This window comes from Mesorhizobium sp. C264A, from assembly GCF_040324515.1.
Lineage (GTDB): Bacteria > Pseudomonadota > Alphaproteobacteria > Rhizobiales > Rhizobiaceae > Mesorhizobium.
On record NZ_JAMYVY010000002.1, the window covers coordinates 1,227,355 to 1,248,495 of the forward strand.

Annotated in this window: 28 protein-coding genes; 15 read left to right on the forward strand and 13 right to left on the reverse strand. The window is 64.4% G+C overall.

The features are described from left to right. The first annotated feature begins 26 nt into the window (after positions 1-26). Positions 27-398 (forward strand): endonuclease domain-containing protein, encoded by a 372-nt coding sequence (locus tag NKL04_RS24980; RefSeq protein ID WP_352652512.1) that lies wholly within the window; start codon positions 27-29, stop codon positions 396-398. 165 nt (positions 399-563) lie between these two features. Here NKL04_RS24980 and NKL04_RS24985 read toward each other — a convergent pair whose 3' ends face one another. Beyond that, positions 564-884 (reverse strand): hypothetical protein, encoded by a 321-nt coding sequence (locus NKL04_RS24985; protein ID WP_031209595.1) that lies wholly within the window; start codon positions 882-884, stop codon positions 564-566. Between the two features lie 164 nt (positions 885-1,048). On the opposite strand from NKL04_RS24985, the gene mbfA reads away from it, so the two are divergent. Next, positions 1,049-2,032, forward strand: coding sequence for an iron exporter MbfA (gene mbfA / locus NKL04_RS24990; protein ID WP_023681248.1), 984 nt, complete (start codon positions 1,049-1,051; stop codon positions 2,030-2,032). A 160-nt stretch (positions 2,033-2,192) separates the two neighbouring features. Here mbfA and NKL04_RS24995 read toward each other — a convergent pair whose 3' ends face one another. From NKL04_RS24995 to NKL04_RS25005, 3 genes are all read right to left on the reverse strand, one after another. Further along, positions 2,193-2,537 carry an antibiotic biosynthesis monooxygenase family protein gene (locus NKL04_RS24995; RefSeq protein WP_023701918.1) on the reverse strand — a complete coding sequence of 115 codons (345 nt, stop codon included), beginning with the start codon at positions 2,535-2,537 and terminating at the stop codon, positions 2,193-2,195. Next, the gene (locus NKL04_RS25000; protein WP_023673248.1) at positions 2,534-2,890 is read right to left on the reverse strand and encodes an NIPSNAP family protein; all 357 of its coding nucleotides are present in this window, start codon (positions 2,888-2,890) and stop codon (positions 2,534-2,536) included. Before NKL04_RS25000 ends, NKL04_RS24995 begins: the two co-directional genes overlap by 4 nt. Before the next feature lie 85 nt (positions 2,891-2,975). Then, entirely contained in the window at positions 2,976-3,179 is a 204-nt protein-coding gene (locus NKL04_RS25005) for a DUF1127 domain-containing protein (RefSeq protein ID WP_023701917.1), read from the reverse strand. A 69-nt stretch (positions 3,180-3,248) separates the two neighbouring features. On the opposite strand from NKL04_RS25005, the gene NKL04_RS25010 reads away from it, so the two are divergent. Next, a complete protein-coding gene (locus tag NKL04_RS25010) occupies positions 3,249-3,968 on the forward strand; it encodes an ArsR/SmtB family transcription factor (protein ID WP_352724529.1) in 720 nt (239 codons plus the stop codon). Between the two features lie 111 nt (positions 3,969-4,079). On the opposite strand, the gene ligD is transcribed toward NKL04_RS25010, so the two are convergent. After that, complete coding sequence (gene ligD / locus NKL04_RS25015) at positions 4,080-6,590, reverse strand: DNA ligase D (protein WP_031209593.1); 2,511 nt, start codon at positions 6,588-6,590, stop codon at positions 4,080-4,082. Between the two features lie 11 nt (positions 6,591-6,601). Next, positions 6,602-7,468: a non-homologous end joining protein Ku gene (gene ku, locus NKL04_RS25020; protein WP_031209591.1), complete on the reverse strand. Its 867-nt coding sequence runs from the start codon at positions 7,466-7,468 to the stop codon at positions 6,602-6,604. A gap of 345 nt (positions 7,469-7,813) precedes the next feature. Here ku and NKL04_RS25025 point away from each other — a divergent pair, with 345 nt between their 5' ends. From NKL04_RS25025 to NKL04_RS25035, 3 genes are all read left to right on the forward strand, one after another. Continuing rightward, positions 7,814-7,963 carry a hypothetical protein gene (locus NKL04_RS25025; RefSeq protein ID WP_196813601.1) on the forward strand — a complete coding sequence of 50 codons (150 nt, stop codon included), beginning with the start codon at positions 7,814-7,816 and terminating at the stop codon, positions 7,961-7,963. A gap of 179 nt (positions 7,964-8,142) precedes the next feature. Then, positions 8,143-8,568: a thiol-disulfide oxidoreductase DCC family protein gene (locus tag NKL04_RS25030; RefSeq protein ID WP_031199395.1), complete on the forward strand. Its 426-nt coding sequence runs from the start codon at positions 8,143-8,145 to the stop codon at positions 8,566-8,568. 63 nt (positions 8,569-8,631) lie between these two features. Further along, positions 8,632-8,886 (forward strand): hypothetical protein, encoded by a 255-nt coding sequence (locus tag NKL04_RS25035; RefSeq protein WP_023701911.1) that lies wholly within the window; start codon positions 8,632-8,634, stop codon positions 8,884-8,886. On the opposite strand, the gene NKL04_RS25040 is transcribed toward NKL04_RS25035, so the two are convergent. Then, entirely contained in the window at positions 8,849-9,310 is a 462-nt protein-coding gene (locus NKL04_RS25040) for a RidA family protein (protein WP_031209588.1), read from the reverse strand. The two genes, NKL04_RS25035 and NKL04_RS25040, sit on opposite strands and share 38 nt — an antisense overlap. A gap of 235 nt (positions 9,311-9,545) precedes the next feature. Here NKL04_RS25040 and NKL04_RS25045 point away from each other — a divergent pair, with 235 nt between their 5' ends. Then, positions 9,546-9,914, forward strand: coding sequence for a YciI family protein (locus NKL04_RS25045; protein WP_023681239.1), 369 nt, complete (start codon positions 9,546-9,548; stop codon positions 9,912-9,914). Positions 9,915-9,921: 7 nt separating this feature from the next. Next, the gene (locus NKL04_RS25050) at positions 9,922-11,166 is read left to right on the forward strand and encodes an RNA polymerase sigma factor (protein WP_352724533.1); all 1,245 of its coding nucleotides are present in this window, start codon (positions 9,922-9,924) and stop codon (positions 11,164-11,166) included. 8 nt (positions 11,167-11,174) lie between these two features. On the opposite strand, the gene NKL04_RS25055 is transcribed toward NKL04_RS25050, so the two are convergent. From NKL04_RS25055 to NKL04_RS25065, 3 genes are all read right to left on the reverse strand, one after another. After that, entirely contained in the window at positions 11,175-11,801 is a 627-nt protein-coding gene (locus NKL04_RS25055) for a glutathione S-transferase family protein (protein WP_023702409.1), read from the reverse strand. A 183-nt stretch (positions 11,802-11,984) separates the two neighbouring features. After that, entirely contained in the window at positions 11,985-12,959 is a 975-nt protein-coding gene (cysK, locus tag NKL04_RS25060; protein ID WP_023702410.1) for a cysteine synthase A, read from the reverse strand. A gap of 177 nt (positions 12,960-13,136) precedes the next feature. Next, entirely contained in the window at positions 13,137-13,754 is a 618-nt protein-coding gene (locus NKL04_RS25065) for a LysE family translocator (protein ID WP_023698059.1), read from the reverse strand. A 63-nt stretch (positions 13,755-13,817) separates the two neighbouring features. Here NKL04_RS25065 and NKL04_RS25070 point away from each other — a divergent pair, with 63 nt between their 5' ends. Beyond that, a complete protein-coding gene (locus tag NKL04_RS25070; RefSeq protein WP_031202523.1) occupies positions 13,818-14,348 on the forward strand; it encodes a hypothetical protein in 531 nt (176 codons plus the stop codon). Then, entirely contained in the window at positions 14,345-14,602 is a 258-nt protein-coding gene (locus NKL04_RS25075) for a hypothetical protein (RefSeq protein WP_023687551.1), read from the forward strand. Before NKL04_RS25070 ends, NKL04_RS25075 begins: the two co-directional genes overlap by 4 nt. Positions 14,603-14,667: 65 nt before the next feature. On the opposite strand, the gene NKL04_RS25080 is transcribed toward NKL04_RS25075, so the two are convergent. The 3 genes from NKL04_RS25080 to hrcA all read right to left on the reverse strand — a co-directional run bounded on the left by NKL04_RS25080 (position 14,668) and on the right by hrcA (position 17,449). Then, positions 14,668-16,017 carry a PQQ-dependent sugar dehydrogenase gene (locus tag NKL04_RS25080; RefSeq protein ID WP_023702411.1) on the reverse strand — a complete coding sequence of 450 codons (1,350 nt, stop codon included), beginning with the start codon at positions 16,015-16,017 and terminating at the stop codon, positions 14,668-14,670. A gap of 109 nt (positions 16,018-16,126) precedes the next feature. Beyond that, positions 16,127-16,327 (reverse strand): hypothetical protein, encoded by a 201-nt coding sequence (locus NKL04_RS25085; protein WP_023672050.1) that lies wholly within the window; start codon positions 16,325-16,327, stop codon positions 16,127-16,129. A 36-nt stretch (positions 16,328-16,363) separates the two neighbouring features. Then, on the reverse strand, positions 16,364-17,449 hold the full coding sequence (gene hrcA, locus NKL04_RS25090) for a heat-inducible transcriptional repressor HrcA (RefSeq protein ID WP_023681233.1): 1,086 nt from the start codon (positions 17,447-17,449) through the stop codon (positions 16,364-16,366). Positions 17,450-17,605: 156 nt separating this feature from the next. Here hrcA and rph point away from each other — a divergent pair, with 156 nt between their 5' ends. The 5 genes from rph (at position 17,606) to NKL04_RS25115 (ending at position 21,051) form a co-directional block, all read left to right on the forward strand. Beyond that, positions 17,606-18,322, forward strand: coding sequence for a ribonuclease PH (gene rph / locus NKL04_RS25095; RefSeq protein WP_023702412.1), 717 nt, complete (start codon positions 17,606-17,608; stop codon positions 18,320-18,322). Positions 18,323-18,506: 184 nt separating this feature from the next. Further along, positions 18,507-18,917: a VOC family protein gene (locus NKL04_RS25100; RefSeq protein ID WP_023702414.1), complete on the forward strand. Its 411-nt coding sequence runs from the start codon at positions 18,507-18,509 to the stop codon at positions 18,915-18,917. Then, positions 18,917-19,564, forward strand: coding sequence for an RdgB/HAM1 family non-canonical purine NTP pyrophosphatase (gene rdgB, locus NKL04_RS25105; protein ID WP_023702415.1), 648 nt, complete (start codon positions 18,917-18,919; stop codon positions 19,562-19,564). The genes NKL04_RS25100 and rdgB overlap by 1 nt, the downstream gene beginning before the upstream one ends. Continuing rightward, the gene (gene hemW, locus NKL04_RS25110; RefSeq protein ID WP_023702416.1) at positions 19,564-20,721 is read left to right on the forward strand and encodes a radical SAM family heme chaperone HemW; all 1,158 of its coding nucleotides are present in this window, start codon (positions 19,564-19,566) and stop codon (positions 20,719-20,721) included. Before rdgB ends, hemW begins: the two co-directional genes overlap by 1 nt. A 6-nt stretch (positions 20,722-20,727) precedes the next feature. Then, on the forward strand, positions 20,728-21,051 hold the full coding sequence (locus tag NKL04_RS25115) for a low molecular weight protein tyrosine phosphatase family protein (protein ID WP_023702417.1): 324 nt from the start codon (positions 20,728-20,730) through the stop codon (positions 21,049-21,051). Positions 21,052-21,141 lie beyond the last annotated feature (90 nt).

Consider the following 21,141-nt stretch of genomic DNA (forward strand, 5'->3'; position numbering starts at 1 on the left):
AAGCCTCCGCACCACCGAGCATCGTAATGCCGCACACGCCTCTACCGCCTCGACATCGCGCAAACGCCAGATCGATGCGCAAAGTCCTGACGCCAGCCGAACTCAAGCTCTGGAACGAACTTCGTGCCCACCGGCTGATGGGGCTTGGCTTCCGGCGACAATTTCCGATTGCCGCCTACATCGTCGATTTCGCTTGCCCGGAGAAGAAGCTGGTCATCGAAGTCGATGGCTCCCAGCATGCGGACGCCGGCGCGGCTCCCGGTGATGAAACGCGGACATCGCACCTCGAACAAGATGGCTGGACCGTCCTGCGGTTCTGGAATGACGACGTCATCCGCGACGTCGACAATGTCTGCCAGCATATTGTGATTGCGGCTGGGCTTGGAGGCGCATCCTGAACCGTGCTGGGCTAGGCAGGGAAAGGTCGGCGGGACAGCGCCCCCCTCTGGCCTGCCGGCCGTTCGTCGCTCGGAAAGCCAAGCAGTTGGCTTTCCGTCCGCTGCGCGGACCACTCCTCAACCCCCACGAGGGGGGAGATCGGGTTTCCCCGCGGCTTTCGCCAATTATCCCAGCAACGCCCTCTGCCGCTTCGGCCCGCCCGCCTTGCGCCAGGAATTGAACCGGTGCGTGGCGGCGGCAAACGAGATCTTCATCTGCTGGGCGACCGAGTAGCGCGACTTGCCTTCGTCGAACAGGCGGTAGCAGCATTCGACGCCCTCCTCGGTCAGTTTGCCGTCGGGCGCCTTGTTGTGCGGATTGGCGGGGTCGAATTTTTCGACCTGCTGTTCGACCAGGCCTTTCAGCCGTTGCAAATCGGCCTCGATGCTGGCGATCAGATCGAGGATGGGTTTCGGATCGAAGTGGTCGTGCGGCTTTGCCGTCATCTTGCTCATGCCTTTCGCTTGCGTATCGCGACCGATATAGGCGAACATTTGCTGATAATGAAGGGCGCGTTGCAATCCGGCGCTTCAACATTTCTTGACTGGTGATTGACCGCGGAGACTGCAGCGCCTAGTTTAGAATTGTTCTAAACTGGGGTGAATTTCTCATGCTTTCCCGTGTCTTCGGTTTCGGCCGCCGTCCTTTCGAAACGCTGTCGGAACAGGAGATCCTGGCCCTGGCAATTTCATCCGAAGAGGATGACGGGCGCATCTACCGCGCCTATGCCGACGGGCTGGCGGACAGTTTTCCGCAATCGGCGAAAGTGTTCGAGGCGATGGCGGAGGAGGAGGACGGCCATCGCGATTCCCTGATCGAGCTCTACCGCAAGCGTTTCGGCGAGCGCATTCCGTTGCTGCGCCGCGAGCACGTGAAAGGCTATTACGAGCGCAAGCCCGACTGGCTGGTGCGGCCGCTCGGCATCGAGCATGTGCGGCGCCAAGCCGAAGAGATGGAGCGGCAGGCCTATCGCTTCTATGTCGAGGCGGCCAAGCGCACCGGCGATGCCTCGACCCGGAAACTGCTCGGCGACCTGGCCGCGGCCGAGCAAAGCCATGAGAATTCGGCGCATCGGCTGGAGCAGAAACTTGTGCCGGGCGAGGTGAAGGACGAGGAAGCCAGCGCCGAGCAACGCCAGTTCATCCTGACCTATGTGCAGCCCGGGCTTGCCGGGCTGATGGACGGCTCGGTGTCGACGCTGGCGCCGATCTTTGCCGCAGCGTTTGCCACGCACGACACCTGGCAGACGCTGCTGGTTGGCCTCGCCGCCTCGATCGGCGCCGGCATCTCGATGGGCTTTACGGAGGTCGCTTCCGACGATGGCAAATTGTCAGGGCGTGGCTCGCCGATCAAGCGCGGACTGACCGTCGGCATCATGACGACGCTGGGTGGGCTGGGCCACGCGCTGCCTTACATCATCCCGCATTTCTGGACGGCGACGGCGGTGGCGGCCGTGGTGGTGTTCTTCGAATTGTGGGCGATCGCCTTCGTGCAGAACCGCTACATGCAGACCCCGTTCCTGCGCGCGGCGTTTCAGGTGGTGCTGGGCGGGGCGCTGGTGTTTGCGGCCGGGGTGCTGATCGGGAATGCGTGAGCGCCAAGCGCCCCCTCACCCAGCCTCCGCTTCGCTCGGCTGACCTCTCCCCGAGGGGAGAGGAGATTTTCGAAGCCTGCGCCAGTCTCTTCTCCCCAGCGGGGAGAAGGTGGCCGCGAAGCGGCCGGATGAGGGGGCCTGGCGCGACGCCGATACCTAGTCACCCATTCACCGCCCTGCTATCCTCTGGCGCCTCGTCCCTCTCCGTCAGCCCGTAATCCCGCACCACATGCGCAATGCGCAGCCGGTAGCCGGCAAATATTCCGCCGCGACCCGCATGCTGCGCCTGCCGATGCTCTTCCGTATTGCGCCAGGCTTTCACCGCTTCCTCGTCGCGCCAGAAGGACAGTGACAGGACCCGGTTGGGATCGCCCAGGCTCTGAAAGCGCTCGATCGAGATGAAGCCATCGATGCCGCTGAGCAGCGGCCGCAGTTCCGCGGCGATGCCGAGATAGGCATCGCGCTTTCCCTCAGCCGGCTGCACCTCGAAGATGACAGCGATCATATCTCCTCCTTGACCGCGGTCTGGAACAGCTGCCGCGGTCCATGCGGCCCCGACACCAGCTTCAGGAAGATGCGGTCCTCTTTCAAGATGAACTTTTCGCGGCGGGCGAATTCGTAATTGGCCTTGCCCGCCGGATCGGCGGCGAGACGAGCGCGGTAGGCCTCATAGGCAGCGAGGCTGTCGATGTTGTAGGCGGCGTAGGCGGTGGTGGCCGAGCCCTCATGCGGGGCGTAGTAGCCGATCAGATCGGCGCCGCAGCGCGGGATCGCCTGGCCCCAGGCCTTGGCATATTGCTCGAAGGCCGGCTTGCCGAACGGGTCGATCTCATAGCGGATGAAGCAAGTGATGGTCATCGTGATCTCCTTGGGTTTCGCGTGGATAGTTCGAGCGGCCTCGAAACGTTGTGCCGCAGGGTCTGCTAGGCAAACGTGCTGGCGGTCAGGCCTGCGAGAAGGATTTTGCGCATTCGCGGCGCACATCCTCACCGGTCAGGCCGAGATCGCGCAGCAGATGGTCGTCGACCTCCGCGAGGTCGAGCTGCTGCACATGGCGGTCGTACCAGCGGGCGAGCAGCCGCCGTTGCAGCCAGGTGACGAATGGAAACCGCCGGCGGCTGGCGAGTGGGGCGGAAGCGGTTGGCATCGGCGTTCTCCTTGATCCCGCCCGACAATAATGCTTATCTGACGAGAATGCTTCGATGGAGACCTAACTATGCGTGAAGGACCCGACATTGCCCGCATCGCCAGCCTGGTCGGCGATCCGGCGCGGGCAAACATGCTGAATGCGCTGATGGGCGGCACGGCTTTGACGGCGAGCGAACTGGCGCTGGAGGCCGGCGTCTCGCTGCCGACGGCGTCCTCGCATCTGTCGAAACTGATGGAGGGCGGGCTTTTAACTTTGGCCAGCCAGGGACGGCATCGCTATTACGGCCTCGCCGGGCCGCAGGTTGCCGGCATGATCGAGGCGATCACCGGGGTGGCCGAAGCGGTCGGCCCCAAGCGGGTGCGGCCCGGCCCGCGCGACGGCGCCATGCGCGTGGCCCGCGTCTGCTACGACCACCTCGCCGGCGAACAGGCGGTGGCGATGCTCGACCGGCTCGTCGCGCGCGGCATCCTGTTGCGCGACGATAAGGAGATCAGGCTCGGGGAGATCAGGCCGGGGCAGATCCGGCCGGGGGAGATCAGGCTCGGGCCGTCGGCGGCGTCATATTTTTCGGCCCTCGGTATCGATGTCGGCGCCAAGCCGCGCCGGCCGGTCTGCCGCGCCTGTCTCGACTGGAGCGTGCGCCGCTCGCACCTCGCGGGAACGCTCGGCGGGGCTATTCTGGACAAGATCCTGTCGGAGAAATGGGCAAGGCGGGAGAAGGACAGCCGCGCGGTGGTGTTTTCACCGCCGGGGAAGCAGGCGTTCGAGCGGGTGTTTTTGGGTTAGAGGTTCGGCGGCGCTAATTGGGCGACGCTGGCGGGACAGCACCCCCCTCTGGCCTGCCGGCCAGAGGGGGGTGTGACGGAACGCTTGCGTAGCCGGTGAGGCGCGCGACGCTCACCCCCGCTTCAGCACCTTCCCCTGCTCGAAGAAATCCGCCCACGGATCGGCCTCCGCTAGTTCCTTCAGCGTCGTCTTGTCGCCGATCGGGAAGGAATTCGGCGCCAGCCCCTTTTCAACCTCCGCCCACGTCACCGGGATCGACACCGTCGCGCCCTTCTTGGCGCGGGAAGAGTAGGGCGCGACGGTGGTCGAACCCCGGCCGTTGCGCAGATAGTCGACGAAGATTTTTCCGGTGCGCGCCTTTTTCGACAGCGTCGCCGTGTAGCGGTCGGGCGCGGCCTGCTCCAGCGCCTTGGCGAAATCATGCGAGAAGGTTTTGACCGCCTCCCAGTCCGCCGACGGCTTCAGCGGCACCAGCACGTGATAGCCCTTGCCGCCTGACGGCTTGACGAAATTCGGCAGCGACAGATCGTCGAGCTTGCCTCTGATGTCGAGCGCGGCCTCGCGCACCGCCTTGACGTCGACGCCTTCATCGGGATCGAGATCGAAGATGATCTGATCCGGCTTTTCCAGCTCCTCGATCTTGCAGCCCCAGATGTGGACCTCGACCACGCCATACTGGACCAAGGCGGCAAGGCCGTCGAAATCGCGGATGAACAGGATTTCCTCGCCATCGGTTGGATCCTTCATCCGGGCGATCTTGTCGCTCATGCCGGCCGAAGCATGTTTCTGGAAGAAGCGCGGGCCGCCGATGCCATCCGGCGCCCGGACCAGGCTGAGCGGCCGGTTGACGATGAACTGCTCCATGCGCGGCCAGACCAGCGCGTAGTGTTCGAGCAAGGTCTGTTTGGATATTTTCTCCTCGGGCCACAGCAGCTTGTCGGGATGGGATAGTTTTACGCTGGTCGTGATCGTCGCGGGCGCCTTAGCCCCGGCGGCCTTGCCGGCGCTGCTTGCCGCCGGCTTTGCCTTGTTCGCCGCCTTCGATGCCTTTTCCTGCACGACTTCCTCCGCCGGCTTGTCCTCGCGCAGTCCCTGGAACGACGCGTGGCGTATTATACGGTCCGACGTCCAGCTGCGGAACTCCACTTCGCCGACAAGTTCGGGCCTGACCCAGACCAAACCCTTGCCCTTCGGCACGGCGGCGGCAAAGGGCGAGGCGTCTGCCTTCAGCGCATCGAGTTTTTTCTTCAGATCGGTGGCGCTCCTGGCTGTGAAGCCCGTGCCGACGCGGCCGGCATAGTGGAGCTTGCCGCCCTCGTGGTAGCCGAGCAGCAGCGAACGCAGGCCGCGGCCGGTCTTGTCCGAGGGCAGATACCCGCCGATGACGAATTCCTGGCGGGCCGTGCATTTCGATTTCACCCAGCTTGGGCCACGGCCGCTGCGGTAGGGCGCATCGGCGCGCTTGGAGACGATGCCTTCGAGGCCCATGCGGCAGGCGTGCTGCAGCATGATCTTGCCGGGCTCAGCGAAATGGTCGCTGAAGCGGACGGCGGCATTTTCGGCCGTCTCGCCGAGCAGCTCCTGCAGCGCCTGCTTGCGCTCGACCAGCGGCTCGCGGCGCAAATCCTTGCCGTCAAGCCGCATCAGGTCGAACACATAGTAGGTGAAGCGGTCGGTTCGATTGGCGGAGAGATCCTGCTGCAGCAGCGAGAAGGACGAAACGCCGCTGTCGGCGAGCACGACGATCTCGCCATCGATGATGGCGTCGCTGCATTTCAGCTGGGCGAGTTCCGCGACGATCTCGGGGCCGAATTTCCCCGTCCAGTCGAGGCCGGTGCGGGTCAGCAGCCGCACCTCCGTGCCGGCGATCTGCGCCTGCATGCGGTACCCGTCGAACTTCACCTCATGCAGCCAGTCCTCGCCGGGCGGCGCCTCGCGCTCCAGCGTCGCCAGCTGCGGCTCGACGAAGTCGAGGCGCTTGCCGGCTTTCGCCTTGCTGGATGCCGCGGGCTTGTTGGAGTGCCAGACCTTCGGCTTCTTGCCGTCGGCGGTCTTGCCTTCCGCGACCTCTTCGATGGTCAGGCCGGACTTCACCGATTTCGGTGCGTCCTTCAGGATATCCTCGCCGGGGCGGGCGGCGGCATCGTCGGATTTGATCAGCAGCCAGTTGTCGCGCTTTTCGCCCGGGCGGGGTCTTAACCTGACCAGATGCCACCGCCCATTCAGCTTCTGGCCGTTGAGTTCGAAGTCGATATGGCCCTTCTTCATCGCCTTGGCCGGGTCGATCTCTGGCGTCCATGTGCCTTCGTCCCAGACGATGACGGTGCCGCCGCCATACTCGCCCTTGGGAATGGTGCCCTCGAAGCCGGCATAGTCGATCGGGTGGTCCTCGACATGCACGGCCAGCCGCTTCTCGTGCGGGTCGAGGCTCGGGCCCCGCGTCACCGCCCAGCTCCACAACACGCCCTCATGCTCGAGGCGGAAATCATAGTGCAGCCTGGTCGCGTCGTGCTTCTGGACGACGAAGATGCCGCCGGGCTGCTTGCCGCGCGCGACCTTGCCCGCCGGCTCGGCCGTCTTCTTGAAATCGCGCTTGGACTGATATTGTTCGAGGCTGGCCACGGCGCCGACCCTCAAGCCGACTTGCGCTTGGGCGCAGAAGCTTTCGCCTTGCCGCTTTTTGCCGCCGGCTTGGCCTTCTTCGCCGGGCCTTCCGCCTGGCCGCCATCGGACAGGCTCTTCTTCAGCGCGTCGAACAGATTGACGACATTGGACGGCTTGGGCGCGGCCTGCGCTTTCGGAGCCTTCTTGCCGGCCTTCTTGGCGCGGATCAGTTCGAGCAGCGCGTCCTCATACTTGTCCTCGAATGTCGACGGATCGAACTTCCCCTTCTTCTGGTCGATGATGCGTTCGGCCATATCGGTCATCTCCTGGTCGGTCTTCACCGCCTTGATGTCGCCGAAGATGCTCTCCGGCTCCCGCACCGTGTTGCCGTAGCGCAAGGTGGTCAGCACCATGCCTTTGCCGCGCGGCTCGATGACTACGGGCCGCTCGCGGCTATAGAGCACGACGCGCGCCAGCCCGGCCATCTTCTTGTCCGCCATGGCATCGCGAATGACGGCAAAGGCCTCCTCCGACACCTTGTCGGCGGGCGTGACATAATAGGGCGTGTCGAGATAGATCTGCTCTATCGAGGCTTTGTCGACGAAGCCATCCAGCGCCATCGTGTGCGAGGACTCGATCTGCACCGCTTCGATCTCTTCGTCCTCGATATGGACGAACTCACCGGGGCTCACCTCATAGCCCCTGATCTCGTCGCCATCGCCCAGCGGCTTGCCGGTTTCAGAATCGACATAGATGCGCTTGACCGTGTTGCCGGTCTTGCGGTTGAGCACCCGGAACGAAACTTTTTCGGCGTGGGTGACGACGTTGGTCAGTTCGACAGCGCAGGTGACCAGCGACAGTTTCAGATAGCCCTTCCAGGCGGGGCGAGGTGCCATGGCGAACTCCTGCGCGATGCGGTTCAAGCGAGAACGGGCAAGGCCCGTTCCGGTTCCGGGCGCGCAGCCAGGGGCATTTCGGCAGCGAGCATGGAAATTTCGAGAGGCTCGCCAAATCTGAAACAGAACCGCGCTCAAGCGACATCCATACGAAACATATGTGATGCAAAAGTCACAATGCCGGAAATGGCGACGAACCACACCGAAAGACCCCCAAACAGCCGCATTCCGGCCACGAAGCATGGGGTTTTCGACCAAAGATTAACATCGTGTTCACCGACTATTCACGCCTCGACGCTATGATCCCCGCAATCGGACGGGACATCCGAAAATCGGGACAGGGACTTGAGTAAAATGAAATTCTGGGGCCACATCGCCGGCTATGCCGCCGCCATCCGCGAGTTCATCGCGCCGACCTATCGGCCGGAGCGCTACTACATGCGCGGCCCGGGTCCGGCCTGCGCCCGTCGCGGCAGCTCGCTCGGCGCGCATTGATCATGACATTCGAAACGCGTCACGACAGCCGGATCTGCAGACCGGAGGCCGATCCCCGCGCAACCACCTATCGCGCCGAGCGCCCCGCGCTGGCCGCGAGAAGCCGTGCGACAACGCCGCGGCTTTGATCCCGCTGCCGGCGGGCTTAGTGTCTGAAGACACAAGCTGCCGGACGTCCCGTGACTTCTTCTCCTGAACCCTTCGATGCCAGCCAGCCATTGATCGTTTTCGACGGCGTCTGCGTGCTGTGCTCGGGCTTCGTACGCACGGTGGTCGGGCTCGACCGCAAAAACCGCTTCCGCTTCGCCACGGCGCAGTCGCCCTTCGGCGAGGCGCTGTTCCAGAGATACGGGCTGCGCACCGACAGCTACGAGACCAATCTGGTCCTTGTCGGCGGCGCTCCCTTCATGCGGCTGGACAGTTTCATCGCGGTGATGGCCGAACTCGGCTGGCCGTGGCGGGCGGCGAAGGCCCTGCTGCTCATCCCGCGCCCCTTGCGTGACTGGCTCTACGAACGCATCGCCAAAAACCGCTACGCCATGTTCGGCCGCAAGGACAGTTGCGAGATCCTGTCCGCCGCGATACGTGCGCGCGTGATCGGCTAATCGCCTGTCACCCAAAAGTGACCTCGGTTCCGGGAAAACGACATACGCAAAAAGAGCGGCGCCATGAGGCTTCTGGTCGTTGGCGGCTATGGCATTTTCGGCGGCCGCATCATGCAATTGCTGGAGAGCGAGCCACGCCTAATCCTGCTCGTCGCCGGGCGCTCACTGGCCAAAGCCGAGGCCTGGTGCAAAACCCGCACCGGCGCGGCGCCGCCGCTCGTGCCGACGCGCTTCGATCGCAACGGCGACGTCGCGCAAGGCCGGCCTGTTCGTTCGCGCCTCAGTCCGGCAGCGCCGCGACGGCGACGATCTCGATGACGATGTCTGCCTGGGCAAGCGCTGCGACGCCGATTACCTCCGAAGGCGGCGGATTGTTGTCGCTGCAATGCTTCGGACAATGCTCGGCGAAAAACGCGTCCAGCACGTCGAGACGAAAATTAGGCGAGCTGAGGACGCCGCCGTCGGGAAATGGCCCTTTGACGAAAAAGGTCAGCCTGATGAGATGGTCGAGCCCGCTGCCAAGTTCTTCCAGATCCGATTTGATGTTGCCGAGAACTTCCCGCCACTGCGCCGCGGCATCGCCGGCGAAGCCGCCACCCTTCTTGCCGGCCGGATCGTAGTCAGCCGATGTCGCGGTGTTGCCGCAGAGATAGACGGTGCCTTTCGCACCGCTGACGACCTTGCCTTTGCCCCATGGCATCAACCGGCCGTTCTTGAATTTCTTGTGGGTCACGAGTTCCATTCTCTTCTCCCATGCCTCGTGTGACGTGCCCGCCAACGACAGAGGATAGTGCTGTGCGGAGCCACGGCCAGTCCGCTGCCGGTCATCCGCCAGCAGACGGAGGAACATCTGGTCCTTGCGAAATCTCCTGGCGGAGGCGAAAGTTTTTTCTGAAGCCTGTCGAAATCGGCCGCCGCCGCGCGACATACGTCTGGCCCCGCTAGGACGCGGCCTTCGAAACCACGGGAGAAGACCCATGCGATACATGCTTTTGATCAACAGCGACGAAGCCGCGCAGGCGAACACGCCAATCGAGAAGGCTCAGCAGATGAGCGCAGCATATGCCGCCTATACCGAAGCGTTGAAGAAATCCGGCGCATGGCTCGCCGGCGAACGGTTGCGCCCGACCCAGGCGACCACCTCGGTGCGGATCACAGACGGCAAGACCAACGTGATCGACGGCCCCTATGCCGACACCAAGGAGCAGCTTGCCGGCTTCTACATGATCGAGGCGGCCGATATCGATACCGCCATCGACTGGGCGGCGCGCTGTCCGGCGGCGAGCGCCGGCACGGTCGAGTTGCGGCCGATCTGGGAAATGGCCGACTACATGCCCAAGAAATGACAATGTGATGGACAGTCGCCCGGAGATCGCGCGGGCGGCGGCCGAAGCGGCCGCCCGGCAGAGTTACGGCAAGCTGGTCGCCTGGCTAGCGGCGCGCACCCGCGACGTGGCCGGCGCCGAGGACGCGCTGGCCGAGGCCTTTGCCGCGGCGCTGGAGCGCTGGCCACAGACCGGCGTGCCTGAGAAGCCTGAGGCATGGCTGCTGGCCGTCGCGCGCCGCCGTGGTGTCGATGCGGTGCGCCGTCGGCTGACCAGCGAGGCGAGCCGCGACCATCTCAAGCTGATGGCCGAGGAGATGGAGGCGAGCATGGAAGACGAAGACCTGCCCGACGAACGTCTCAGGCTGATGTTTGCCTGTGCGCATCCGGCAATCGAAGCCAGCGTGCGGGCGCCGCTGATCCTGCAAACGGTTCTGGGTTTCGACGCGGCGACGATCGCCTCGGCCTTCCTGGTTTCGCCGGCGACGATGGGCCAGCGTCTGGTGCGCGCCAAGAGCCGCATCCGCGAGATCGGCATTCCGTTCCGCGTGCCGGATCGCGCCGAACTCGGCGAGCGGCTGGAAACGGTGCTGGAAGCGATCTACGCGGCTTTCGCCGAAGGCTGGACCGACCCGGCAGGGACCGAGACGAGAGCGCGCAATCTGGCGACCGAAGGCATCTGGCTCGGGCGGCTGGTGGCATCCCTGATGCCGGACGAACCGGAAGCGCTCGGCCTGCTGGCGCTGATGCTGTTTGCCGAGGCGCGCCGCCCGGCGCGGCGCGATGCGGCTGGAGATTATGTGCCGCTCGCCGAACAGGATTGCCGTCTTTGGGATCACGCGCTGATCAACGAAGCCGAGGCGCTGCTGGGCCACGCCGCCACCATGGGCGTCATCGGCCGCTACCAGCTCGAAGCGGCGGTACAATCGGTGCATGCGACGCGGCGACGGACCGGCCAAACCGATTGGGCGGCGATCCGTAACTTCTACGATGCGCTGTCGGCGATATCAGGTTCGCCGGTGATTTCGATCAACCGCGCCGTGGCGATTGCCGAGGGCGAAGGGGCGGCGGCAGGACTGGCGGCGCTCTACGTGCTGGGCGACGACAAGCGGCTCAACGACTACCAGCCCTACTGGGCCGCCCGCGCCGGCCTGCTGGCCAGGCTCGGCAATGCGGCGCAAGCGGTCGAAGCCTATGACCGGGCGATCGGCCTTGAACGCGACCCCGCCGTGCGCCGCTTCCTGCAGGCGAAACGGGCGATCCTGCGAAATTGAAGCGTCGTTCAGGCCGGCCACATCTCATGCGCGGTGTTGAGCCGTTTTATCAGCGGATGCGCGCGCAGCGCCGACCATAAGCGTTCGATGTTCGGCCAGTCGGCCCGCGCCTTGTCCATGTCGGGGTGCCAGGCCACCAGCATGACGAGGTAGATGTCGGCCAGCGACATCGCGTCGCCGACCAGCCAGCCGCGCCTCTCCAGGGCTGCATCGACAATGGCGAAGCCGCGGTCCATCTCGGCAATGGCTGCCTGCTTGACGGCTTTCTTGCCGTCGGCATCGGTGGTGTAGCGATGGGCATAGTAGAGGCGCAGGATGGCGGGGTAGAGCACCGACGACATGAACGCCATCCAGCGCAGGAAACCGGCGCGATCCGGGGATCCGGCGGCCGGTGCCAGACCCGCCTCCGGATGGCGCTCGGCAAGCAGGATGCAGATCGCCGCCGATTCGGTTATCGATTGACCGTTGGGCAAGGTCAGCACCGGAACCTGATTCAACGGGCTGATGTCGAGGAAAGCCGGGTCCGGCGGATCCTTCTTGGGCACATCGATCTGGTCGAATTGCGCGTTTGCCAGCGCCAATGCGGCCTCGACGACGAAACCGCCACTGCCTGGGCGCGTGTAAAGTCTGTACATGAATGTCCTCCCCGGCCCACGCGGGCCGTTGGAGATTTGCACCGGCAGAGCGCCGCGCTCAAGCGGGTCGGCCCGGTGCCACGCGGTATTTTGTGCGGTCCAGACGGAGCAAGTGCTGGAGGTGTCGGCGGGACAGAAGGAGGTACGGATCGCTACCTATCCGTCCTTCCCGCTCCGCGAAAACTAAGCGCCCAGCCCGTCGAACAGGATCGTCGACAGATAGCGCTCGGCGAAGGACGGGATGATCACCACCAGGTTCTTGCCCTTGTTCTCCGGCCGCGACCCGACGACGATCGCCGCTTGCAGGGCGGCGCCCGACGAGATGCCGACCGGCACGCCTTCAAGGCGGGCGACGAGGCGGGCGTTGGCGACCGAATCCTCGTTGGAGACCTTGACGATCTCGTCATAGATCGAAGTGTCGAGGATCTTGGGCGCAAAGCCGGCGCCGATGCCCTGGATCTTGTGCGGGCCGGGCTGGCCGCCCGACAGCACCGGCGAGGCCTCGGGCTCGACGGCGACGACATGCACCGAAGGCTTGCGCTGCTTCAGCACCTGGCCGACACCGGTGATGGTGCCGCCGGTGCCGATGCCGGCGACGAAGATGTCGACCCCGCCATCGGTGTCGTTCCAGATCTCCTCGGCGGTGGTGCGGCGGTGGATCTCCGGGTTGGCCGGGTTTTCGAACTGCTGCGGGATGACGGCGTCGGGCAAGGTGGCGGCCAGCTCGTCGGCCTTGGCGATGGCGCCCTTCATGCCTTTCGGCCCTTCCGTCAGCACCAGTTCGGCGCCGAGCAGCGCCAGCATCTTGCGGCGCTCCACCGACATGGTTTCGGGCATGGTCAGGATCAGCTTGTAGCCCTTGGCGGCGGCGGCGAAGGCGAGCGCGATACCGGTATTCCCGGAGGTCGGCTCGATCAGCGTCGTCTTGCCGGGTTTGATCCGGCCCGACGCTTCCAGCGCCTCGATCATCGAAACGCCGATGCGGTCCTTGACCGAGGCGATCGGATTGAAGAATTCGAGCTTGGCAAGAAGGTTGGCAACGACGCCCTTCTCCTTGGCGAACTTGTCGAGCCGCACCAGCGGCGTGTCGCCGATCGTCTCGGTGATCGAGTTGTAGACACGGCCGCGGCCGGGCACGCGCGCGGAAGGCTTGCTCATTGGTTTCGCTCCCAAATCAGATCAGGCAATTGGCGTCGGCGGACAGAATAAGGCTTTCGTCCGCGCAAGATAGGCTGCCGGCCGAAAATATCGAGTGGGCCGCTTGCTGAAAACGCTTGCCTTCCGAAGCCGCATTTCCGGATGGACCGATCGGCGGAATGAATTGCCTGAACCGATCTACTGACGTGCGGCAATGGCTGCGGCCGCGCCCACCATGAAGCCGGCGGCGGTGCGGTTCAGCGCCTTCAGCGCGCGCGGCGATTTCAGGAACCAGCGCGCCTTGGCGGCCAGCGCCAGATAGGGCACAAGCACCACGAAGAGCACGATAACGGTGAGCGCGACCAGGATGCCGTAGTCGGCGAGCGTGATGGTCTTCAGGTCGACGATGGTTGGCGTGATGGCGAGGTAGAAGATCATCGTCTTCGGGTTGCCCAGCGTGACGGTGAGGCCGGCAAGGAAGCTCGATACCAGACCGCCCTTGCCTTTCCTGGCCTCGACAGTCTCGGGCGTGATCCCGGCCGTCCAGAAACGCCAGCCGAGGAAGGCGAGATAGGCGACGCCCAGCCATTTGATGGCGAGAAACACCATGCCGAAGCTTTGCGCGACAAAGGCAAGGCCGAGCACCACCGCGGTGAGATAAATGAGGTCGCCGAGCATCAGGCCGAACGACATCGCCAGCGACGAGCGGAAGCCGGATCCGAGCGCCCGCGCCACAAGCGCGGTGACGCCGGGGCCGGGAATGGCGGCGGCGATGCCCAGCGCAGCACTATAGGCAAGGAAGCCGGTGAGGGTCATGACGGTCGCACCTCCTGAGCCGCTCTGATGCCATGAAAGCCTGCAACGGCAAAACGGATTCGATTGCGCCAAGCAGGACATGAAAGCCGGTCATTCGAGGGGCGTCAGGCTTTCAGCCTGTTCGACAAGGGCGATAGCGATGTCGTTCCGCAGACTGGATATTTTACCGACAGCCGGAACCTTGGCGCTCACCCCATTCGTCCGATGATCTATCCGCTGGTCGTCAACAACCGGTTCAAGGTGCGGCTGGTGGCGATGGAGCGTGACGGACCGCAAAAGATGGACCCCGACGACACCGCCAAAGGCGAATTCTACATCGACCTCCACACCAAATATCCGCCGGTCTCCGACTGGCGCATCATCGCTGCCGATCCGCGCAGTACCGACCTCAACGTGGAAGCGTCGTTCCAGCTGCAATGGCTGGACTATGTCGATACCGCCGAGGTTGCCGAGGATGGCCCGCCACGCATCATCGACAAGTCCAACTATCCCTATCCGTGGGGCGCCAATGTGATGGTGTTCGAGCACTGGCTCGGGCTTGGCCGCAAGGCGCCGCTCAAACTCATCGCGCATCGCGCCGCGAATACTGGATGATCAATGGCAATGCGGCCCGGCGCATGGTGCAGGACCTCTATCGCTTCAACGTCAACCAGCTTGGCGTCGCCAACGACACCATCAGCAGTGTTTACGTGCCGAAGCTCAATGCCGGCCACGTCACGGTGACGCTTTACGAACACGATTTCAGCGGCGGCCGCTTCGCGCAAGGGGCGAAGAAGTCCTTCGGCTCGGTCGGCCTCTTCAATCTCAGGGATACCGGTTTCGATGACCGCGCTCATCGGCCGAGGTGATCCATACCTATCCCAAGGTGATCCATCGGGACGTGCATTAGGGCCGGATTGCGCTGTTCGCCGGCTCAGGATGGGCCATCGACATGGGTGATGCGCCAGATGGTGCCGTTGCCATCCTCGGTTACGATAAGCGCGCCGTCCTTGGCCACCGCGACGCCGACCGGCCGGCCCCAGACGGCGTCGTCGGAGAGGACGAAGCCGGTGATGAAATCCTGGTACTCGCCGGTCGGCTTGCCGTCGCTGAATCTCAGCCGCACCACCTTGTAGCCGGTCCTCATACCACGGTTCCAGGAGCCGTGCAGGGCGACGAAAGCATCGCCCTTGTACTCGGCCGGAAAATTGCCGCCGTCATAGAAGGCGATGTTGAGCGGCGCCGAATGCGCCTGCATCAGCACGTCGGGCACGGCGACCGAGCCGGCGAGGTCTGGGCGCGCGCCCTCGTGACGCGGGTCCTCGTTGGCGCCGATATAATACCAGGGCCAGCCATAGAAGGCGCCGTCCTTGACTGAGGTGGCATATTCGAACGGCACATCGTCGCCGAGACCGTCGCGCTCGTTGACGACACACCACAGCGCGCCGGTGGCCGGTTGCACGGTCATGCCCGAACAATTGCGCAGGCCGGTAGCGAGGATGCGGCCATTCTTGCCGTCGGGGCCGAAGGCCAGCACGTCGGCACGGCCATCCTCGGAACCCCAGGTGGCGCCGAGTGGCTGTGATTTTGCCCAGGCGTCAAGGCCGCTATTCGGTGCCTTCCCCATGCCCTCCGCGACGTTAGAACCGGAGCCGACCGAGAGATACAGCGTCTTCCCGTCCGGCGAGAAGGAGATATCGCGGGTCCAGTGGCCGCCGGTAGGGATGTCGGAGACAATCGTCTCCGGTTCGCCAGAGGCTTTAAGGTCGCCGTCGCGATAGGCGTAGCGGACCACGCTGTCGTTGTTGGCGACGTAGACCCATTGCGGCTTGTCGCCAGGCGGGTAGAAGGCGATGCCATAGGGCTGGTTGAGATTGTCGGCAAAAATGCCCTCTTCGGCCGGCTTCGCGCTACCCTTGGCCAGCCGATAGACGCGGATCTGGTTGGCGTCGCTGTCGGCGACGAACAGGTCGCCGTTCGGCGCCACGCGCACGACCCGCGGATTGGAAATGCCGGAAGCAACCAGTTCGGCCGAAAACCCAGGCAGCAGGACGGGCTTCGCGCCCTCGGGCCGATCGCCAAGGCCGGCGCTGTTGGAGGCGGATTCGGTCATGTTGGGCTTTTGCAGATCATCCGGCTTGATCAGCCGGCGCACACCTGGCTTGTCGGCCTTCCAGTCGCCGAAAGCGTCCTTGCCGGTCAGCAGCGGTTGATCGGCCTCCTGGGCGAAGGTGCTGGTGGCCAGAAGCAGGGCAAGGCCTGCCAAGCCGGCAATCCGGATCATGCTGTTCTCCTCGAACTCGCGCCGGTCGGCGCGTCATGCACAAGGGAGATATTGTGCAGCCGCCGCAAAAGAGAAGCGTGCGCGCGCGCAGATTCGACGAGAGAACCGCTCAACTTTCCTCTTCGACGTCCAGATCGTCGTCGAGACGCTTTTCCAATGCGACGAGATCTTCCGGCAGCGGCAAGCCCATGGCGCGCATTTCGCGCAGTTTTTCGCGCAGCTGCTCCTGGATTTCGTGCTCGTCCTCCGGCTGGTTGACCATTTCTTCGAGCAGCATGCTGATCTGGGCCTTGAACGATTCAAGCGCCATTCTGCGCCCTCCTTTACGGTGATCCCGGCTTCGGAATTATCTTAACATCCGGGTAATCAATTGGGCCGTGTAGTCGACCATCGGCACGATGCGGGCATAATTCAGCCTGGTCGGGCCGATGACGCCGAGCGCGCCGACGACGCGGGCGTCCTTGTCGCGGTAAGGCGCCACGACCAGCGACGAGCCGGAGAGCGAGAACAGCTTGTTTTCCGAGCCGATGAAGATCCGCACGCCGGGGCCGTCCTCGGCGAGGTCGAGCAGCTGGATCAGCCCGTCCTGCGTCTCCAGATCCTCGAACAGGTGGCGCAGCAATTCGATATCGGCCTGGGCGGTGACGTTTTCGAGCAAATTGGCGCGGCCTCGCACGATAAGGCGCGCCGGCAGGCCGCTATCGGCGCCGGCCCACACCGCCAGGCCTTTCTCGACCAGATCCTGCGACAGCGTGTCCAGCGCTGCCCTGGTCTCGTCCTTGATGCGGGCGATCTCGATGCGCGCCTCGGCGAGCGTGCGGCCCCTGATATGGGCGTTGAGGAAGTTGGAGGCCTCGTGCAGCTGCGAGACGGTGATGCCGGCCGGCAGGTCGACGACGCGGTTCTCGACATCGCCATTCTGCGACACCATCACCGCCAGCGCCTTGGTCGGCTCGAGCTGGATGAACTCGATGTGCTTCAGCGCCACCTCGTTCTTGGTGGCGAGCACCAGGCCGGCGCCGCGCGACATGCCCGACAGCATCTGGCTGGCCTCGGTCAGCATGTGTTCCAGCGTCGCGCCCGAGCCGGAGGCGCGCACCTGCGCCTCGATGACCCGGCGTTCCTCGTCGGAGAGATCGCCAAGCTCCATGAAGGCATCGACGAAGAAGCGCAGGCCGGTCTGGGTCGGCAGGCGCCCGGCCGAGATGTGCGGGGCATAGATCAGGCCGAGATGTTCGAGGTCGCTCATCACGTTGCGGATGGTGGCCGGCGACAGCGACGACGGCAGGATGCGCGACAGGCTGCGCGATCCCACAGGCTCACCGTCCTTCAAATAGGATTCGACGATGCGCCTAAAAATGTCGCGCGAACGCATGTCGAGCGATTGCAGCGCGGGCGCCAGCAGACTGGGTTCGGTGACTGCCTTGGTCATTCGAGCCAAAAACCTCCGGCCCAAGGATATAGACTTCCATCACCCTCGCGCAACCCGGCGTCTGTGCCAGATCGCCCGGCCTTTTCCTTTGCGCCATGGGCTGCATGCGTCTACAAGCCGCCGACGCAACCGTAAAAAGAACAGAAAGAGGCCTCGATGCGCCCTTCCAAACGCCAAGCCGACGAAATGCGCGCCATCTCGTTCGAGCGCGGCGTCTCCAAACACGCCGAAGGCTCGTGCCTGGTGAAATTCGGCGACACGCATGTGTTGTGCACGGCAAGCCTGGAGGAAAAGGTGCCAGGCTGGATGCGCAATTCCGGCAAGGGCTGGGTGACGGCGGAATACGGCATGCTGCCGCGTTCGACCGGCGAGCGCATGCGCCGTGAAGCCTCGGCCGGCAAGCAAGGCGGCCGCACGCTGGAAATCCAGCGGCTGATCGGCCGCTCCTTGCGCGCCGTTGTCGACCTGCAGGCACTGGGCGAACAGCAGGTCACCGTCGACTGCGACGTCATCCAGGCCGATGGCGGCACCCGCACGGCCTCGATCACCGGCGGCTGGGTGGCGCTCTACGATTGCCTGCGCTGGATGGAAGCGCGGCAGATGGCCAGTGTTGCCAAGGTGCTGAAGGACCATGTCGCGGCAATTTCCTGCGGCATCCATGACGGCCAGCCGGTCATCGACCTCGACTACATCGAGGATTCATCTGCCGGCACCGACGCCAATTTCGTCATGACCGGCAAGGGCGGCATCGTCGAGATCCAGGGCACCGCCGAGGGCGAGCCGTTCTCGGAAGGGCAGTTCGCGGAGCTGATGGGCCTAGCAAAGAAGGGCATTCAGCGGCTGGTGAGCTTGCAGCAGATGGCTGTGGCCTGAGGTTTCGAATGCCGAGCTTGTGCACCCCCCTCTGGCCTGCCGGCCATCTCCCCCTCAAGGGGGGAGATTGGATGTTGTTGCGGCTTTCGCCAGTTTCCAACGTTGCAAAGTGGGCGGCAGGCTCGAAGCTGCCGATCTCCCCCCTTGAGGGGGAGATGTCCGGCAGAGCAGAGGGGGGCGCCTCGTGACGCCCTCCGCTATTCTTGAGTCAGCGCTTTACGTCACGGATCTCGCCGCCGCCGAAGCCTTCTACTCCGACGTGCTTGGACTCGGCCTGCTCGGCAAGGTCGACGGCCGCCATCTCTTCTTCCGCTGCGGCCCGGGCGTGCTGCTGGTCTTCAACGCCGAAGCCACCAAAATCCCGCCGGCGCCCGATGCGCGGCTGAAAGTGCCGCCACATGGCACGGTCGGCGAGGGCCATCTCTGCTTTGCCGCAAGTGCGGATGAACTCGCACAGTGGAAGGCGCAACTTGAGGCGAAAAACATCGCCATCGAAAGCGAATTCGAATGGCCGCAGGGCGGGCGCTCGATCTACATACGCGACCCCTCGGGCAATTCGATCGAATTCGCCGAGCCAAGGATCTGGGGCCTTTGATGCATTCTCTCGATGGAAAGAAGATCGTCGTTGCCAGCCACAATGAAGGCAAGCTGCGCGAATTCGCCGACTTGATGGGTCCGTTCGGCTTCGAGGCGAAGTCGGCCAAGGACTACGGCCTGCCGGAACCGGAGGAGACCGGCACCACCTTCGAGGAAAACGCCTACATCAAGGCCTTCGCCGCGGCTAAGGCGACCGGCCTGCCGGCGCTGTCGGACGATTCGGGCCTGTGCGTCGACGCGCTCGACGGCGCTCCCGGCGTCTACACCGCCAATTGGGCCGAAGCTCCCGATGGCAGCCGCGACTTCGGCATGGCCATGCAGCGCACCGAAGTGGCCTTGCAGGAGGTCGGCGCCGCCGAGCCAGCGCAGCGCAAGGGGCGGTTCGTCGCCGTCATCTGCCTGGCGTTCCCCGATGGCGAGGCTGAATATTATCGCGGCGAGGCTGAGGGAACGCTGGTGTGGCCGCCGCGCGGCGAACTCGGCTTCGGCTACGACCCGGTGTTTTTGCCCGACGGTTTCGACAAGACGTTCGGCGAGATGAGCGTTGAGGAAAAACACGGCTGGAAGCCCGGTCAGCCGACGGCGCTGTCGCACCGCGCCCGCGCCTTCCAGAAATTCGCCCGCGCCAGGTTAGGCTCAGCTTAATGTCGCTGGACCGCAGCCCGGGCTTCGGCGTCTACATCCATTGGCCGTTCTGCGCGGCCAAATGCCCGTATTGCGACTTCAACAGCCATGTCCGTCACCAGCCGGTCGACCAGGAGCGCTTTGCCCGCGCCTTCGAGACCGAGCTGAAGACGATGCGCGAGCGGACCGGGGCGCGCGAGGTGACCAGCATCTTTCTCGGCGGCGGCACACCGTCGCTAATGCAGCCGCAGACGGTGGCGGCGGTGCTGGACGCCGTGGCGAAGAACTGGACGGTGCCCGACGGCATCGAGGTGACGCTGGAAGCCAATCCATCTTCGGTCGAGGCCGAGCGCTTTCGCGGCTACCGCGCCGCCGGCGTCAACCGCGTGTCGCTCGGCGTGCAGGCGCTGAACGACAAGGATCTGCGCTTCCTCGGCCGGCTGCACAATGTCGACGAGGCGCTGCATGCAATTGGCCTGGCACGGGACATATTCCCAAGACTTTCCTTCGACCTGATCTACGCCCGCCCCGGCCAGACGCTGGACGACTGGCAGGTGGAGCTCGAACAGGCGATCGGCCATGCCGCCGACCATCTGTCGCTCTACCAGCTGACCATCGAGGAAGGCACGCCGTTCCATGCGCTGCATGCGGCGCACAAGTTTACCGTTCCCGACAATGACCGGGCCGCCGATCTCTATGCGCTGACTCAGGAGGTCACCGCGGCGCATGGCCTGCCGGCCTATGAGATTTCCAACCACGCCAGGCCGGGCGCCGAGAGCCGGCACAATCTGACCTATTGGCGGTATGGCGAATATGTCGGCGTCGGACCGGGCGCGCATGGCCGCTTTATCGAGAACGGCCACCGTGTTGTGACGATCGCCGAGCGGATGCCGGAGACCTGGGCCAATCTGGTGGAGGCCAGGGGCCATGGCGTCACCGGCGGCGAGATCCTGACGCGCTCCGAAGAGGCCGACGAGTTCCTGCTGATGGGGCTGAGGTTGGCCGAAGGCATCGACCTTTCCCGCTACGAGGCGTTTTCCGGGCGCGGCCTGTCGAGCGCCCGGCTCACCGTGCTGCAGGATGAGGGGCTGGTGGCGCCGATCGGCAATGCCAGGCTACGCGCCACGCCAGCCGGCATGATCGTGCTCGATGCCGTGGTGGCGGATTTGGCGCGGTAGATCGCGATGAAGAACGTGCTGTTCGTCTGCAGCCAGAACCGCTTGCGCAGCCCGACCGCCGAGCAGGTGTTCTCCAAACGTAGGGATATCGAGGTCGCGTCGGCCGGCACCAACCACGACGCCCACACGCCGCTGACGCATGAGCTGGTCGCCTGGGCCGACATCGTCTTCGTGATGGAAAAGGCGCACCGCACCAAGCTGCAGAAGAAATTCAAGGAGAGCCTGAAGAAGGCCCGCGTCATCTGCCTCGACATCCCGGATGATTACGGATTCATGGATCCGGAGTTGGTGCGATTGCTGGAGGTGAGGGTGACGCGATACCTGGGCTGACTGATGTGGTTGGGGCGTTCCACGCCCGCGTTCGCCATCCTCGGGCTTCACCCGGGATTTGCCGCGAGGTTAAGGCGCTGCAGCGGTTCA

Excerpts from the sequence above, each read along its gene's own strand:
- NKL04_RS24980 (WP_352652512.1), top strand. The coding sequence starts at position 27 with ATGCCGCACACGCCTCTACCGCCTCGACATCGCGCAAACGCCAGATCG.
- NKL04_RS24985 (WP_031209595.1), bottom strand. The coding sequence starts at position 884 with ATGACGGCAAAGCCGCACGACCACTTCGATCCGAAACCCATCCTCGAT.
- mbfA (WP_023681248.1), top strand. The coding sequence starts at position 1,049 with ATGCTTTCCCGTGTCTTCGGTTTCGGCCGCCGTCCTTTCGAAACGCTG.
- NKL04_RS24995 (WP_023701918.1), bottom strand. The coding sequence starts at position 2,537 with ATGATCGCTGTCATCTTCGAGGTGCAGCCGGCTGAGGGAAAGCGCGAT.
- NKL04_RS25000 (WP_023673248.1), bottom strand. The coding sequence starts at position 2,890 with ATGACCATCACTTGCTTCATCCGCTATGAGATCGACCCGTTCGGCAAG.
- NKL04_RS25005 (WP_023701917.1), bottom strand. The coding sequence starts at position 3,179 with ATGCCAACCGCTTCCGCCCCACTCGCCAGCCGCCGGCGGTTTCCATTC.
- NKL04_RS25010 (WP_352724529.1), top strand. The coding sequence starts at position 3,249 with ATGCGTGAAGGACCCGACATTGCCCGCATCGCCAGCCTGGTCGGCGAT.
- ku (WP_031209591.1), bottom strand. The coding sequence starts at position 7,468 with ATGGCACCTCGCCCCGCCTGGAAGGGCTATCTGAAACTGTCGCTGGTC.
- NKL04_RS25035 (WP_023701911.1), top strand. The coding sequence starts at position 8,632 with ATGAGGCTTCTGGTCGTTGGCGGCTATGGCATTTTCGGCGGCCGCATC.
- NKL04_RS25040 (WP_031209588.1), bottom strand. The coding sequence starts at position 9,310 with ATGGAACTCGTGACCCACAAGAAATTCAAGAACGGCCGGTTGATGCCA.
- NKL04_RS25045 (WP_023681239.1), top strand. The coding sequence starts at position 9,546 with ATGCGATACATGCTTTTGATCAACAGCGACGAAGCCGCGCAGGCGAAC.
- NKL04_RS25050 (WP_352724533.1), top strand. The coding sequence starts at position 9,922 with ATGGACAGTCGCCCGGAGATCGCGCGGGCGGCGGCCGAAGCGGCCGCC.
- NKL04_RS25055 (WP_023702409.1), bottom strand. The coding sequence starts at position 11,801 with ATGTACAGACTTTACACGCGCCCAGGCAGTGGCGGTTTCGTCGTCGAG.
- cysK (WP_023702410.1), bottom strand. The coding sequence starts at position 12,959 with ATGAGCAAGCCTTCCGCGCGCGTGCCCGGCCGCGGCCGTGTCTACAAC.
- NKL04_RS25065 (WP_023698059.1), bottom strand. The coding sequence starts at position 13,754 with ATGACCCTCACCGGCTTCCTTGCCTATAGTGCTGCGCTGGGCATCGCC.
- NKL04_RS25075 (WP_023687551.1), top strand. The coding sequence starts at position 14,345 with ATGATCAATGGCAATGCGGCCCGGCGCATGGTGCAGGACCTCTATCGC.
- NKL04_RS25080 (WP_023702411.1), bottom strand. The coding sequence starts at position 16,017 with ATGATCCGGATTGCCGGCTTGGCAGGCCTTGCCCTGCTTCTGGCCACC.
- NKL04_RS25085 (WP_023672050.1), bottom strand. The coding sequence starts at position 16,327 with ATGGCGCTTGAATCGTTCAAGGCCCAGATCAGCATGCTGCTCGAAGAA.
- hrcA (WP_023681233.1), bottom strand. The coding sequence starts at position 17,449 with ATGACCAAGGCAGTCACCGAACCCAGTCTGCTGGCGCCCGCGCTGCAA.
- rph (WP_023702412.1), top strand. The coding sequence starts at position 17,606 with ATGCGCCCTTCCAAACGCCAAGCCGACGAAATGCGCGCCATCTCGTTC.
- rdgB (WP_023702415.1), top strand. The coding sequence starts at position 18,917 with ATGCATTCTCTCGATGGAAAGAAGATCGTCGTTGCCAGCCACAATGAA.
- hemW (WP_023702416.1), top strand. The coding sequence starts at position 19,564 with ATGTCGCTGGACCGCAGCCCGGGCTTCGGCGTCTACATCCATTGGCCG.
- NKL04_RS25115 (WP_023702417.1), top strand. The coding sequence starts at position 20,728 with ATGAAGAACGTGCTGTTCGTCTGCAGCCAGAACCGCTTGCGCAGCCCG.